Annotated in this window: 11 protein-coding genes; 7 read left to right on the forward strand and 4 right to left on the reverse strand. The window is 40.4% G+C overall.

Annotation, left to right across the window (positions count from 1 at the left end; translation table 11 throughout):
• The first annotated feature begins 426 nt into the window (after positions 1 to 426).
• Positions 427 to 2,466: an adenylate/guanylate cyclase domain-containing protein gene (locus JWG44_RS22325; protein WP_232371656.1), complete on the forward strand. Its 2,040-nt coding sequence runs from the start codon at positions 427 to 429 to the stop codon at positions 2,464 to 2,466.
• A 340-nt stretch (positions 2,467 to 2,806) separates the two neighbouring features.
• The gene (locus JWG44_RS14580; protein WP_205275742.1) at positions 2,807 to 3,163 is read left to right on the forward strand and encodes an LA_3696 family protein; all 357 of its coding nucleotides are present in this window, start codon (positions 2,807 to 2,809) and stop codon (positions 3,161 to 3,163) included.
• Between the two features lie 13 nt (positions 3,164 to 3,176).
• Here the strand turns inward: JWG44_RS14580 and rdgB are convergent, their stop codons facing one another.
• Positions 3,177 to 3,770, reverse strand: coding sequence for an RdgB/HAM1 family non-canonical purine NTP pyrophosphatase (gene rdgB / locus JWG44_RS14585; protein ID WP_205275743.1), 594 nt, complete (start codon positions 3,768 to 3,770; stop codon positions 3,177 to 3,179).
• An 8-nt stretch (positions 3,771 to 3,778) separates the two neighbouring features.
• Positions 3,779 to 4,117, reverse strand: coding sequence for an STAS domain-containing protein (locus tag JWG44_RS14590; protein ID WP_069606120.1), 339 nt, complete (start codon positions 4,115 to 4,117; stop codon positions 3,779 to 3,781).
• Between the two features lie 335 nt (positions 4,118 to 4,452).
• Between JWG44_RS14590 and JWG44_RS14595 the strand changes: the two genes are divergently transcribed.
• The 5 genes from JWG44_RS14595 (at position 4,453) to JWG44_RS14615 (ending at position 11,329) form a co-directional block, all read left to right on the forward strand.
• Positions 4,453 to 5,562, forward strand: a complete 1,110-nt coding sequence (locus JWG44_RS14595) for a catalase family protein (RefSeq protein WP_205275812.1) — start codon at positions 4,453 to 4,455, stop codon at positions 5,560 to 5,562.
• Between the two features lie 291 nt (positions 5,563 to 5,853).
• Positions 5,854 to 6,816 (forward strand): class I SAM-dependent methyltransferase, encoded by a 963-nt coding sequence (locus JWG44_RS14600; RefSeq protein WP_205275744.1) that lies wholly within the window; start codon positions 5,854 to 5,856, stop codon positions 6,814 to 6,816.
• Complete coding sequence (locus tag JWG44_RS14605; RefSeq protein WP_205275745.1) at positions 6,813 to 9,140, forward strand: FAD-binding oxidoreductase; 2,328 nt, start codon at positions 6,813 to 6,815, stop codon at positions 9,138 to 9,140. Before JWG44_RS14600 ends, JWG44_RS14605 begins: the two co-directional genes overlap by 4 nt.
• Before the next feature lie 154 nt (positions 9,141 to 9,294).
• Positions 9,295 to 10,218 (forward strand): MBL fold metallo-hydrolase, encoded by a 924-nt coding sequence (locus JWG44_RS14610; RefSeq protein WP_205275746.1) that lies wholly within the window; start codon positions 9,295 to 9,297, stop codon positions 10,216 to 10,218.
• Positions 10,219 to 10,252: 34 nt separating this feature from the next.
• Entirely contained in the window at positions 10,253 to 11,329 is a 1,077-nt protein-coding gene (locus tag JWG44_RS14615) for an NAD-dependent epimerase/dehydratase family protein (RefSeq protein WP_205275747.1), read from the forward strand.
• 558 nt (positions 11,330 to 11,887) lie between these two features.
• Here the strand turns inward: JWG44_RS14615 and JWG44_RS14620 are convergent.
• Positions 11,888 to 12,982, reverse strand: coding sequence for an SH3 domain-containing protein (locus JWG44_RS14620; protein WP_205275813.1), 1,095 nt, complete (start codon positions 12,980 to 12,982; stop codon positions 11,888 to 11,890).
• A gap of 369 nt (positions 12,983 to 13,351) precedes the next feature.
• On the reverse strand, positions 13,352 to 14,446 hold the full coding sequence (locus JWG44_RS14625; protein WP_205275748.1) for a PAS domain-containing sensor histidine kinase: 1,095 nt from the start codon (positions 14,444 to 14,446) through the stop codon (positions 13,352 to 13,354).
• Between the last annotated feature and the right edge of the window lie 432 nt (positions 14,447 to 14,878).

The raw sequence follows: 14,878 nt of genomic DNA on the forward strand, positions 1-14,878 counted from the left end.
TCTCTCGCCTCGCGCAGTTGTATACTTATAAATATTAATACGACATGGAATCCGTCCAAACTCATTTATAAATACAGTGGCTTTTGTTCGAAAATTTATTTACAATTCGACAAAGATAAAAAGTGCAAAAGATGATTCTTAAACGTCTTTTCATAAGAACTTCCCGTAATTTGGCGTCCTTTCCTTTTTATCCGATTTGCTCAAAGTTGGAATAAAAATTAAATCATGAATTCGATTCTACCGACCTTAAACGAAAATACCGAACGTCGCGATTCTTTGTCTTTGAAACCGAAATCAAACGGAGGGAGGATCTTTCCCATTTCGTCGAAACTTGTTTTTGAACTTTTACTTTCTTTTTTAACTTCGTTCGTTTTAACGATTTGGTCTTCAGAACTGGGGGCCCAAGTAAAACTCGGAACGTTGAAGATGGAAAACCCGTCTCGAGATTATTCGATGAACGGACGCTGGTATTTTAAACCTATAGACGGCGCTGCATATTCCGAACCGAATTATTACCATACACATTGGAGTCTCTTTGAGGTTGCGAGCAGTTGGCATTTGGAAGGATATGATTACGATGGTGTGGGTTGGTTTCGGATGAATTTTATTCTCTCTTCGGCGTATGAAGGTAAGAATCTAGCGGTGATGATTCCTTATATCGAAAACGCTCATGAATTTTTTCTCAACGGCCGTTTGATCGGAAAAAAAGGGGAAATCTCCGAAAGCGGCGATCTTCTTGGATCCGATACGAGAAACGACGTTTATACGATCGATTCTTCTTTTTTAAAAACCGGAGTTCCAAACGTAATTTCGGTAAGAATCAGAAGCGCCGGAGGTTTAGGCGGATTTGCGTTGACCGATTTTTATATCGGTTTGGAACAGAACATTCGAAAACGATTCAATCTTCATTTGATTTGGGCTTCGATTTTATTCGGCTTCTTCGCTTTTTGCGGTCTATATCATATCCTCTTTTATTCGGTAAGAAAGACCGAAAGACACTATCTCTATTTTGGAATCCTTTGCCTTCTCGCCGGAATACAAACTTTCGGATACAGGACGATTACTTATTGGTTTTATAACAACGCATGGTTTAATCAATTTTTGAACGGAACAGGGATCATACTTTTTTCGGTTTTTATGATTCTATTCTTTCATGATTTTTTTAGATCCAGTCTTTCGATTCTTTCCAAACTTTTTATCGTTTTTACATCCGTGATTTACGTTTGTTTTATCCTTTCTTATATTCCAATTCTTTCCGGAGAAAACGAATATTCTTTTATCGGTTTTTTCTGGAGAAATTTGCTGCCGCTTTCTATCGTTAACATTTTCCTTTCCATTTTCTACGGTTTATATCATACGATTCGAAATCTAAATAAGAATTTATATGAGAGTAAGGTTATGCTGGTGGGCTTTATTCTTCTTCTTCTCAGTCTGCTCCACGGCTTTTTTTCCTATATGGGATATATAAATCAGAATTCGTTTATGGAATTCGGATTTTTGTTATTTCTTTTTTCCATTGCGTTTTCTCTTTCGATCCGTTTTTCCCAGATTCATTCCCGCACCGAAACTCTAAACGAACAATTGTATAATAAGAATGAGGAGTTGACAAAACTTTATACTTCCTACGCTCGTTTTGTTCCCAAGGAATTCTTAAATAACTTAGGAAAAGATTCGATCTTAGAAGTGAGTTTAGGCGATCAGATAGAAAAGGAAATGTCGGTGATGTTCTCTGATATACGTTCCTTTACTGAACTTTCGGAAAAGATGACTCCGGAAGAAAACTTTAACTTTCTAAATTCTTATCTAAAAAGAATGAACCCGATCATTCAGTCTCATTCAGGTTATATAGATAAGTATCTTGGGGATGGAATCATGGCTTTGTTTCAAGAAAGTCCGGAAAATGCCGTCGACGCGGCGATAGAAATGCAGAATTATCTGATTACTTACAACGAACATCGAGTTAAATCCAACTACAGACCCATTACGATCGGAATCGGAATCCATTATGGAAAGATGATGTTGGGGACGATCGGGAGCGACGAAAGAATGGAAGGGACGGTGATTTCAGACGCAGTCAACGTTTCTTCTAGAATCGAAGGTCTAACCAAAATTTACGGTTCTAAGATCATTATCAGCGAACAAACGATGTATAGACTTCCTGATCCAGATAAATACAATTATCGTTTGTTAGATACGATCACGGTAAAAGGAAAGAGCGATCATCTTTGTGTTTATGAAATTATCGACGGTACGGAACCGACTATAATGGAATTAAAATTATATACAAAGCCAATATTTGAAAAAGCCGTATTGGAATACATGAAACAAAATTATCAGAGTTGTATCGATTATATGAAAAAGGTACAGGAAATCAATTTAAACGATAGGGCGACCCATTTGTATATTCTTAGATGCGAACAAGCAATCGATCAAGGAGCGCGGCACGTTTGGAACAACGCGGTATAAGGATTTGGGATTTCTTTTAAAAAATTTCCTATTGAAGAGCTGACTTGAGAAATTCAATTCAGGATTTTTTATTGTTATGATCTCGTAGACGGATCTCATTATTTTATAACTCGGTTTTAATTTTTATACTTTTTGCTTTTTCCTTGCTTGATAATTTACCCTTTCGAATTCATTTTTGATAAAATGTTTTGAATTTTATTTTTTTGAAACTAGGATTTTTTTTCTAAATTTCGAAAAATAAATTCAAAAAATGGAATGTTCTTACGCCGGTTCGGAACCGTATTTTACGGGGAGAAAAATAATTCTTGCCCGAATTTATTTTTTGGAGCATTCTATGCGTATGTCAGCGTTAGTTCAAAAGGTGCCCACACGTTTGGGAGAGGTTTTAGGTCGGGAAGGTACGGTGGAATTTGTGGATTTCCTAAACCATTCCTTTGGAGAAAATCAAACGAATACGATCGAAATTGTTACCGATCGATTTGAGCGTCGTCTCACGGAGGAAACAAATCAAATCCGTTTGGAAATGTCAGGTCTTCGTTCCGAGTTTTCGGGACTTCGAGCGGATTTTGCCGATCATCGCTCGGAAATGAAATCGGAAATCGCGGAGATTCACAAGATGATCGCGACCCAGACAAGATGGATATTTGGGGGGATCGTCGGATTGATCGGAGTATTTTCGATAATCGTAAAATTCTGATATTCTAATTCGATCAGTTCGCAGCGGTTTTTAAAAAGGAAAGGAGTCCGATCAGGGCTTCTTTTCTATGTGAAACCTGATTTTTTTCCGAATCGGAAACCTGAGAAAACGGTTTTTGAAACTTAGGAAAAATAAAAACGGGATCATAACCGAAGCCGTTTTTTCCGATCGTGTCGTATTCTTCCGAAATCGTTCCTTCACACTTTCCTTCAAACGTCCTTTCCGTTTTTCCGTCCACGAACGCGATGACACATGAGTAGTAGGCCCTTCGATTTGGATTTCCCTTTAATTTTTCCAAAAGTAAAAGCGCTCTTCCTTTGTCATCCAGTCCTTCGCCGCCAAATCTTGCGGAATAGACCCCGGGAGCGCCGTCGAGCGCTGCGACGCAGATTCCGGAATCATCCGCGATGGATGGAATTTGGGTGAGATTAAATAATTCCCTGGCTTTGATCAGAGCGTTTTCGGAAAAGGTGGAACCGGTTTCTTCGGCATCGAAAGAAACGTTCAGATCCTTGGGTGTAAGAATCTGAACGCCTAACTCTTTAAGGATCGAGCCTACTTCTTTTACTTTGTGCGCGTTGTTTGTGGCGAGAGCGAGTTGCTTCAAAGAGCGATTTAACGGTTTAGTTTGAATTCGTCAAAAGCGTCTTCAATGTTCGGGACCACTTTGAAAACTTTATCCAACATCGTAATTTCAAAAAGTTGCAAAAGGTCTTCGTCGTTTACGACGATTATGATATCGCCTTCGGCGCTTTTGAATTTCTTTTTGTAGGAGACAATGATGCCTAACGCAGTAGAGCAGATATGACTCACTTCCGTAAGATCGATGATGATCTTTGGACTAGGGTCGAAATTGTGTTCACTCAGGTTTCGGTCTAATTCTTCACTATCGGATTGAAGAATCGATCCGGCAATTTTAATGATGTGAATATCGTCTTGTACGGTTATTTCCATGGGTGTCCCGTTACTTCTGTGGCTGTTTGATTTCGCTTTTTCAACTAAAAAACCGAATCGGAACGGGATTTTTGACGCGTTTTTTTACAATTTCACCGATTTCTATGTCACTTGAAGAAGAATCGACGTCGCTGTTCTTACTTTTCGGTTTTTTTGATCGGATTCTCAATCCGAATCAAAACCTCCGGAGAATCCGAAAACTTCCCGTTTTTTAGAAAGAATCGAATTCGAATTTTTCTGAAGTCGAAAGAAACGTCCTTTCAAAATAAAAGAGAAGAATTTCTCGAAATCTATGATTTTATCCTCGGGACGATTCTAGTCCGTCGGAGCGAATGATGTTAAAGAAGATCGGATTTATAACGGTTGGAATTTTATTCTTACTCGTTTTGTTATTTTGGGTCGGGCAGGGGCCCAGGGTTGCGATTCCGAAAGATACACAACCCGGAGCGGAATTCGTTTTTCCAGGCGAAGAAAACACTACTCAAGAAACGTTAGCGCTTTTGATTTCTTCTTTGAAAGAAAAATATCCGAAAGGTTCGGAAGCGAAAAGAGACGCACATCCTTTTGCTCACGGCTGCGTGAAAGGTTCCTTTTCAATCTCCTCTACAATACCGGAAGAATTCAAAGTTGGTATATTCAATTCTCCGAAAACGTATCCGATATGGATTCGATTTTCGAACGGTTCGATCACAAAGAAGCCTGACTTCGAAGGAGACATTCGCGGGATGGGTATCAAATTGATGGGAGTGGACGGGCCTAAGTTGGCGGAGGACGAAAAAAGAACTCAAGATTTTCTTTTGATCAATCATCCGGTTCTTCCTTCAGGCGCGCCCGAAGAATATCTTTCCTTGTTCAAAGCCGCGTTTGCAAAAAAACCTATGTCTTACTTTTTCGGAGGTTTGCCTTGGAATTGGAGACTCACCGCTCTGAAAGAATCCATTTCGATCCGAAGAAAAAAAATTCCGGACGTATTAGAAATCCGTTATTGGAGTACGACTCCTTATCGATTGGGAAAAGAATCGGTAGCGGTAAAATATTCGGCGAAACCTTGTGAAATAAAAGAACTGAAAGCGCCGGATTCTCCCGCTGAAAATTATCTTCGTCAAACGATGATTTCTCATCTAAAAGAGAAGTCCGCTTGTTTCGAATTTATGATTCAGAAACAAGGAAATCCGATTTCTATGCCGGTGGAAGATCCCGCGGTTCACTGGAACGAAACCGATTCTCCTTTTGTTTCCGTCGCCAAGATCGAAATCCCGATTCAAGAATTTGCCACAGTCGAACAGGATCGATTTTGCGAAAATCTTTCCCTCAATCCTTGGCACAGTTTATCGGAACATCGTCCGTTAGGCGGAATCAATCGTGTGAGAAAACTCGCCTATGAAACGATTTCGAAATACAGAAGAGATCAAAACGGGGTCAAACCGATCGAGCCTACGAAGTGATTTTAGGAAAAAGAACTTCTTCAACTGATGGAATTCCGAACCAAGGAATTCGCAAGGGCGAGATACTATTCTCAGGACGACGAGGTTAAAGATCTTAAAAAAGGATTTAGGAGTATTTTGAAAGTGTGGGCAGGAAAGAATCCGATCGAAAGTAGGAAGATCGGATTCTTCGTGCCTATCTTTGTATCAAAGATTCAAGGAGAATGGTTGATTTCACGTTAGTAAAACGATCACTCGCGATTTCAAAATTAGAATTGTGTAAATGATTTAGATCTTTCAGTCTGGCGGACGATGAAAGATCTAAATCGAAAGCAGTTTCTAAAATCCTTTTTCTACTTATTTCTAAGCGGTCTCAGTTTGGATCTTCTTTCTAAGGATGAGAATTCTCCTTTCGGGAATGAAAATTCCAATTTTAAAAACGTCTATTTGGATCCGAAGCTGAGGGACGATTTTTTTCTATTCCTCAAAAACGTATATCATCTCTATCCTGAAGAACGTTTTCATAAACTTATATTCGAACTTTCTAAATCGAAACGAAACGATCGTGAAATCTACGAAGCGATTCTCGCCGAACTTCCTCAGATTAAACCGTTTGCCGGAATTATCACTTACGCTCTTCCGGCTCTCAAAAAACAAAAGATAGAAATTTCGAAAGAGGTCGTTGAAATTCTCGGAGAAGGAAGCCGTTATCAAGGTTATCTTGAAATCGGAACTACGGGAAGATACGTAAAGGGCCTCAAAAAGAAAATTCAGATCGACGGAGAAATTTTTATTCTAAACGATCAAGAACCTAAGTTCAACCCCGAAGATTTGGTGGAAAGGGGACAGATCGCGAAAGCCGGAAAATTTGTTTCCTTGGGCGATTACGATCCGATTCCCGAAAAAGCAATTGCAAACGAAAGTGTCGACTTGGTTACGAATTTTATCGGATTTCATCATTCTCCTTCCATTCGTATGGACGGATTTATCGAGTCCATCGCTCGTGTCTTAAAACCCGGAGGAAAACTCGTATTGAGAGATCACGACGTAAATTCCAAAGAGATGAAACACATCGTCGCTTTGGCCCACGATGTGTATAACGCAGGTTTGGAAATCTCGTGGAAAGAAACCTCGACTCAGGTGAGAAATTTTACTTCGGTAGCCGAAATCGAAGAACGATGTAGCCGATTCGGACTGAAACCTTTGGGCAGATATATTTTACAAAAAGGGGATCCGACTAAAAATACCCTGATGGCTTTTGTGAGACACCGATGAAAAAGTTTATTCTTCTCTTATTTATCTTCGTAAGTTCTTCTTACGCGAATCCGACGATCGTCAACGACGTGACCCAGATCAATCCGATCGTAGTCAATCAAGTTGTCACTCCAACTAGCATAAGCGAGATTCAGGACTTAGTCAAAAAACATTCAGGACCGATTTCGATCGGAGGCGGTAGATTTTCAATGGGCGGTCAGATCGCCACCGAGAACTCGCTCTTTATCGATACCAGAGAATTCAATCGGATTCTATCTTTTGATCCTAAGACAAGATTGATCACCGTCGAACCGGGAATCACTTGGAGGAAACTCCAGGAAACGATCGACCCGTTTGATCTTTCGGTTCAGATCAAACAAACCTATTCGAACTTTACGGTCGGCGGATCTTTGAGCGTAAACGCCCACGGAAGATATGTGGGTTACGGACCGATGATTCTTTCGACTCGATCCATCAAAGTTGTGTTAAGCGACGGTAAACTCGTAACCGCAAGTCCAAAAGAAAATTCCGAAATCTTTTACGGTTGTATCGGAGGTTACGGCGGACTCGGAGTGATAGTAGAAGTCACGCTGGAGCTTACGGAAAATAAAAAAGTAAAACGATTTGTAAAGAAGCTGCCGATCACCGAATACAAAAAATTCTTTTTTGAAAATATAAGAAACAATTCGAAGGCCCAGTTTCACAACGGAGATATTTATCCACCCGCCTATGAAAACGTAAACTCGGTTACATGGGAGGAAACCGAAGAGCCGGTTACGGTTCCGGATAAGATCGTTCCCATCAAGGAAAGTTATTGGCTGGAGAATCTGATCTATTTTTGGTTAACCGAACTTCCTTATGGGAAAGAATTGAGAGAGGCAGTTCTCGATCCTTTGTACTATCGCAAAGATAGAATCGTCTGGAGAAACTACGAAGCCAGCTACGACGTTCAAGAATTGGAACCTCCCACTCGCAGAATCAGCACATACGTATTACAAGAATATTTTGTTCCGGTTGAGAAGTTCGACGAATTCTATCCGTTGATGCGGACTATTCTTCAGAAACACGACGCGAATGTGATGAACATTTCGATACGTCACGCGAAACAGGACTCCGGATCTTATTTGGCCTGGGGAAGAAAGGAAGTTTTTTCGTTTGTGATCTATTATAAACAAAGAGTTTACGAAAGCGCAAAGAAGGAAGTCGGAATATGGACCCGGGAATTGATCGACGCGGTGGTGAGCGTAGGCGGCGCGTATTATCTTCCTTATCAATTGCACGCGACGGTTTCCCAGTTTGAAAAAGCGTATCCTGATTCGGGGCGTTATTTCGCGCTCAAGAGAAAATTAGATCCTCAATACAAATTTCGAAATAAACTCTGGGACAAATACTACTTTCACAACCCGGATGACAGAACGATCCGCCGAGAATTGGATTCTTTAAAAGATTATGTCCGAAACGAAGATCAGACTTTTTTAACTCTTCCGGAATGGTATATCGTTTTTAGTTCGGATGAATATGCGGATTTTCTAAAACACTCTCCACCGAGTGAGTTTCCTTATTTCAGCAGTATCGCGCAATTCTGGAAAATTTACGGACGTGTAATCGGAAAAACCTGGAGTTCTTACGAATTCAACTGGGGTTATCACCTGATGATCAACGTGATCGGCGTCAGTTATTCCGCCGAACTTCTGATCAAAGGATTGTATGAGAATTCGATCGGAAGAATTACTGAATTTTTTTCCGATAACGACGCGCCTAACGCTGAAATGAAAGTGGAAGCTTATATGCAGAAAGTTGCAAGGGAATACACGGATTTTGTCCGTCTGCGTCCTTGGTACGAATATCCGTTCTATACAAAGTTCAAGGAATTCTGGAAGATCGAGGACGGAGAAAATACGAGCCGGGTTCGAAGATACGAAAGAAGAATTTTCTTTTCCACCGAACTCCTGGCAAAAGCCGTTTACGGAAAGTTAATCGGGATGGGAACGGAAGGCGTTTACGCGCCGGAAACATTTCAGATCCAGGCCTGGGTGAAGGAAAACGGCGGAAGTAAAATTCTTTCCATTCCGAGATATGAGGGGTTTACTCGGGCCGTTCCGGAACTTGTTGAAAAAAAAGTTTCCTTCGTCGAAATCGCAGGGAATCGTCAAATTCTTTTGACACTCCGCGTTCCCGTAGGCGTTGATTTTCAAAACGAGGAAACGATTCTCTACGAATGGGAAATTCTTACAGTTCCAAATTGGAAACGTGTTGCTTTGATCGTACCCGTTCAAAGACTTCATGAAATTCTAATCAACTCCGGTAAGAACGGATATCAACTGGATCATATTTTCGATTATTGAATCAAGGGATTCTTTCTACATTCGTTTCGAATATTTTTGAATCAGCGGATTTAGTTCCCAAAAAAATCGTTTCTCGATTTTTTTCGTTCCGATTTTTCAGAGGATGTTTTCAAATTGACCTTGCTCATTTCCGTTTAATAAAAATTCTAAGAGTATGAAATATATTCTTAGAATTTCGTTTCTTTTTTTCTTTCTTTCCTGTTCGGTGACCTCTCACCAATCCAAATCGGTTCCATTGGGCAAACCCTTCTCTTTGCAAAACTTGAATCAGGATGGAAAGGGACCTATCGCATTTCAAAAATTCGTCGCGGCGGATTGGGAAGTGGATCGCGCCGGACTGATCAATTTAAACGATCCAAAGGCGACCGGTTTAAAAAAAGGGCCCGAACCGATTCAGATTTATTTTTATGTAATCGATCATCCGAAATTCGGAAGATACGTGATCGATACGGGCATCTCCAAAAACTTTAGGAAGGATCCAAAGGATTGGCCTGTTTCGGCTATCGTTGCTTCGGCAATGAACACGGCCGCTTTGAAGATTAAGATCACCGCAGACGAGTGGCTCAAAAAGGATCCTAAAAAAATCGAAGGAATCTTTTTAACTCATATGCATCTGGATCATATTTTGGGGACGGCCGATTTTGATTCCGGTCTTCCGATTTTTATCGGACCAAAAGAAGCGACCGGAAAACGCTTTATCAATGTGTTTGTTCGTGGAACGACGGACGACGTCTTAGGAAAAAATCCGAATCTTTCGGAACTCGTATTCGAAGAATCGGAGAATTCTCCCGGAGTTCTTGACTTCTTCGGAGATCAGTCGCTTTTGATCTTTCACCTCGAAGGCCATACCCGCGGAAGTCTTGCGTTTCTTGTAAAGAGTTCTTCCGGTCCTCAACTTCTTTTAGGAGACTCTTGTCATACGAGTTGGGGATGGGAAAACCAAGTTCCTCCCGGAGACTTTACCGAAAATCAGGAGAAAAACGGAGAGGCTCTTAAGTTTTTGAATAGGATCGCTTCCAAATTTCCGGGAATCAAAGTTCATCCTGGACATCAAAGTATATCAGAAAATCGTAATTAACTTTTTAGTCGAGAAGAATCATTGGAGAATCTTTATGAAAGAAATCGATCGTACCAAACCGGTCCTTGTAACCGGAGCTGCGGGTTATATCGCGTCCTGGGTGATTCAATATTTATTGGAAGACGGACTTTCGGTGAGGGCAACCGTAAGAGACAAGGGTGATTCTAAAAAGATTTCCCATCTTCTCAAACTCGGAGAACGTTTTCCGGGAAAATTAGAATTTTTTGAAGCGGATCTTCTTAAGGAAGGTTCCTTCTTGAACTCGATTCAGGAAAGAGGAGGAGTTGAGTTGATCATTCATACGGCCTCTCCTTTTTTTATAGACGGGGTAAAAAATCCTCAGAAAGAACTTGTGGAACCTGCGGTCTTTGGAACGAAAAACGTTCTTTTGTCAGCGAATCAAAGCCCTTCGGTGAAGCGGATCGTTTTGACTTCGAGCGTCGCAGCAGTGATGGGTGATAACAGCGACGCGGCTCATCATCCGGATCATCGTCTTTCGGAAGCGGATTGGAACACGACGAGTAGTCTTTCTCATCAGCCGTATCCGTATTCTAAAACTCTTGCTGAAAGAGAGGCGTGGAAGATTGCAGAGTCTCAGTCGCAATGGGATTTAGTAACGATCAATCCTTCTTTTGTTATGGGGCCTTCGCTTTCGGAAAGGGCGGATGGGACGAGCGTGAACTTTATGCTTTCAATGATCAACGGTAAGTTTGCTCCCGGAGTTCCGGATATGACGATAGGTTTTGTCGATGTAAGGGACGTTGCGCGCGCTCACGTCTTAGCGGGTTTTACCCCTTCCGCAAAAGGAAGACATATCGTTTCTTCGGAGACGTTGAAATTTTTGGACGTTGCGAAAAAGATTCGGGAAAAATTCGGGAACCGTTTTCCGGTTCCAAAAAACGCTCTTCCAAAATTGTTAACGTATTTGATCGGCCCTTTTTTCGGACTTTCCTGGCCTTATATTTCGCGTAACGTAGGGATTACTTTTGAACTGGATCATTCCTACAGCAAAAAGGATTTAGGACTTACCTATCGGCCGATTTCGGAAACCTTTGCCGATCATATTCAACAAATTGTTTCCTCGAAGATGTTGTCTAAAAAGAAAGTATAGGGTTTTTCAAAAAAACCTAAAATGTAGGAACTTCCGCGTTTTTATTTCGAACTGCCGAGCGTGGGATGATTTCTTTGAAGATTTTGGGACAGGATCTCAATTCAAATTTTTATTTGGGTACAAAAAAAAATCGTGGAAGAATTCGAATAAAAAACCAAAACCCCTTCCAAGATAACGCATATCCTTATCCACAAAGTTGTTCGAATCTTAAGAAAAATCTGTCGTAACAACGACAGTCCTCCGTAAAACGAAAGCCCCGCCCTGAAATTTTGGGTGGAGGGGCGGGAGGCGGAAAACTCCGGGAGATTTTCCTATATCACAGAATTATAATTTTGCAAGGAATATTCTCTCTCGGAGCTTTTGTAGGAACTCCTACAAAAAATCTTACGGGGATCCTTCTTCATTCTAAATGGCTTTAAAACTTGTGGGTAAGGTACTACAACTTAACGGGAAGGGACTTTTTAAGAATTCGTTGAAAAATCGCATTTCGGAAAAACCTTTTTCAAAAAGTAGTATTTTCAAACTGAGCTTTTTAAGAACGATTTCCGAAAGAATTCTTTAACAGGCGTCGCCTCCGGCTAAAAACAAAGTTTGAAGTTGACCGTTTATAATTTTTGCAAATTCGTTTATATAACCGTCGTAGCCGTTGTGATGGAGAATTAAAATCGGGGTCCCGTTTTCATCCAGGTCAATCGCGTCTATAAAATGATACTGACCTCCGTAGACAGCCTGTTCGTTCATAAGAATATCAAATTTTTCGAATATTTTTTTCCCCAGTTCTTCTCCGTTAAATTCAAAGATAGCCGCATAATACGATTTTTCTTCATGTTCCGTTTTGATTGCATAGCGGATAAAGATATATTTTTTTCCGGGAGAATGAATCGTATAAAATTCATCTTTTTTTAAGAATTTTAATTCCGCCGACTTTGGATGTTTCTTTTTAAAGATAGAATTTACGGAAGAGTCTAAAATTTTAGAAACTTTCTCGGAAGGCGAGTAAAGATCCGATCGAACTTTTTCTCCGATCTTAGATCCGAAAATGGCGAAGACGGAATCGTGATACGTATCGATCTTTCGAAATGTGTTGAAGGTTCCTTTGAGAACCCTAACTTCCTGACAACCCGTGATTTCCTTCGTCTCCGGTAAGAATTCTCCGGCGATGTTTGCTCTTTCAAACGCTGCGGCTTTTTCCTTTTCTTGAATCTTCTTTTTTTCTATGAAGTATGTTTCTGCGGAATAGTCGTTTGCCGAGAACCACTGATTTTTAATTCGAATCGCCAAAGATCGAAACCAAGATCCTTCCGCTCCGGATTTGATGGAGCCGAATAACTTTGCGTCCGAGAGATCTTCCGGTTTTCTTTTGCTGAGAAATTCGGCCGCCGCAAAACCTTTCGCGCCGGTTTTTGTTTTGATCTCTTGCCATTCTTCGAATTGCGAATCCTCTTTGACCCAGACGCTTTCACCCTTATCCAGTTGGAAAAGAATTTTTCCGTCCTTTGGTTTCTCTCTGACGTTCAGTTTTCCTTCCGAAGTGAGAACGTATCGAAGGGAAAGTTTGTCTTCCGCGATCAGGAAATTGGAAGAGAATAAGAGAAGAATCGCTAACGCGATTTTAGAAAAAACCGACCGAGAACTTACGAGTATTCTTTGCATTTGAAGAATACTCATACGTTACCCTTCGTTTTCAAGAAATTATTTTCTGAGACTCAATATGGTTTTCTCAAAAGAGAAGGAATCGTGGTTCATTTTAAGATTTTTTTGATGCTGTTTGTCTGAAAAGTCTTTGATGATTTCTTTCTCGATGATTTACACATTAGAATAATGACCCCGCGAGGGATCGATGCGGAGTCAAGTTATTGATTTTCGAACTCCTATCTCAAAACAAGAAATCTCAATAACTTGACTGGAGCGGAGAGCCCGACCCTGCGTAAATACTGATAGGTTGCGTTTTTGTGTAATTTTTGGATGATCAAAAAAAAATACCGCCGCTTTATAAGTTAGGGCGCAGGGGCGCGGCCCAAGCTAACCGAAAACCAGATTTGCGGACGTTCCTTTTCCCTTTTCGCTCTCCAGCCAAAACTCCGCTTCCGTAAGTTTCGCAAAGTCTCTGCAGAGTTTGATTCCAAGTCCGGCTCCGCCTTCGTTGAGCGTTCCCGGTGAAGTGAACGATTCTTTGGAGAGGACTTTTTTTAATTCTTCGCCGGACATTCCGAGTCCTTCGTCCAAAATAGATATTATGTTTTTATTGTTTTCTTTTTTACGGGCTCTTAGAGTGATCGTTCCTCCGGGTTTTGAAAACTTGAGAGCGTTTACGAATAGATTCCGCAGGATAACCCTAAAGATATCCTTGTCCGCGACAATTCTCAGAGTTTCGTCTAAATCGGTTTCAACTTTTATCGATTTTAACTTTACATAGTCGTTATAGAGTGCGATCAATTCCTGAATGGTCTCGATCGGAGAAAAAGGGACTTTGCTGATTATGATACTTTTTGAATTCGCTTTTACCCAGTTTAGGGTATTGTCTATCAAGTCTATCGTTAGATAGGTTTGTATATTCAGCTTTGATAAATAAGGATATAGATCTTCCGCGGAAAGATCCTCGTTTTTAAAAAGTGAAATCAGGGATATGATCTGAATCAGAGGGGTCCTCAGATCATGAGCCAATATGGAAAGGAGCTGTGTTTTTGTTGAATTTGTGTGAGTAAGTTCTATATTGAGTTTTTCTAATTCGTCTATGTCTTGAAAGGCCACCGCATTCAGTCCTCCGAACGCAGTGCTTCGAATCTGAAACCATCTTTCTCCGTTTGTTTTTGTCCGGATTTTTGCCTTTACCGAAGTATTTCTTTTTTCGTTTCCTTCCCCATGATTGACTTCCGAAAGCCATTCTTCTCTTGCGTTTTTTCTTTTGGATTCTTCGGGAAACGCCTTTGAAAACCATTCTTCAAGCGTTGGAATTTCTTGGATTCTGTAACCGATGATTTCCCTAAAACTTCGATTGAGATAGAGGGTCTGGAACTGATCCCCTTTGACTTGCGCAAGCAATACCGGACACGGAATGAATTCTACGAATCTTATTTTATCTCCGATATTGTCTAAGGCTTCCTGAATTAATTCCATCTTTTTGAATTCCGCATGAGACCCGGTTTTTTTCCAAATCTATCTAATATAAAACATCTCTAATAGTATACTGTATCAATGGATTCTCCAATTAAAAATTTATTTCTTTTTACAAAAACTGAAAGTCTGTGTGTCAAAAGTCTGTCAGTAATATTCAATAAACATACTTTACGTTGGATTTGGTTTCATTCTTAAAGATTGATAAGCGAGTTTTCGCTCATCTTTTTCGGATTTTTAGATTGAGAATATTCTAAATTTAGAATATTTCTGAGCGCTTTTTTTATCCTGAATAGACCGGGTTTTTTCAGCTTTTTTTATTTTTGTGCCGAGGGAGTTAATCGTGTTTTTATCCATTCTCGGAATTTATGAGTTTTAACTTCGATGTGATAAAAAATATTTTTTTGTAAGCGGAATATAAGTGGGTTTTCGAAC

Source organism: Leptospira ainazelensis, assembly GCF_016918785.1.
GTDB classification, from domain to species: domain Bacteria; phylum Spirochaetota; class Leptospiria; order Leptospirales; family Leptospiraceae; genus Leptospira; species Leptospira ainazelensis.

Coding starts and splice junctions, on each gene's coding strand:
- JWG44_RS22325 (WP_232371656.1), top strand. CDS start 427: ATGGAAAACCCGTCTCGAGATTATTCGATGAACGGACGCTGGTATTTT.
- JWG44_RS14580 (WP_205275742.1), top strand. CDS start 2,807: ATGTCAGCGTTAGTTCAAAAGGTGCCCACACGTTTGGGAGAGGTTTTA.
- JWG44_RS14590 (WP_069606120.1), bottom strand. CDS start 4,117: ATGGAAATAACCGTACAAGACGATATTCACATCATTAAAATTGCCGGA.
- JWG44_RS14595 (WP_205275812.1), top strand. CDS start 4,453: ATGTTAAAGAAGATCGGATTTATAACGGTTGGAATTTTATTCTTACTC.
- JWG44_RS14600 (WP_205275744.1), top strand. CDS start 5,854: ATGAAAGATCTAAATCGAAAGCAGTTTCTAAAATCCTTTTTCTACTTA.
- JWG44_RS14605 (WP_205275745.1), top strand. CDS start 6,813: ATGAAAAAGTTTATTCTTCTCTTATTTATCTTCGTAAGTTCTTCTTAC.
- JWG44_RS14610 (WP_205275746.1), top strand. CDS start 9,295: ATGAAATATATTCTTAGAATTTCGTTTCTTTTTTTCTTTCTTTCCTGT.
- JWG44_RS14615 (WP_205275747.1), top strand. CDS start 10,253: ATGAAAGAAATCGATCGTACCAAACCGGTCCTTGTAACCGGAGCTGCG.
- JWG44_RS14620 (WP_205275813.1), bottom strand. CDS start 12,982: ATGCAAAGAATACTCGTAAGTTCTCGGTCGGTTTTTTCTAAAATCGCG.
- JWG44_RS14625 (WP_205275748.1), bottom strand. CDS start 14,446: ATGGAATTAATTCAGGAAGCCTTAGACAATATCGGAGATAAAATAAGA.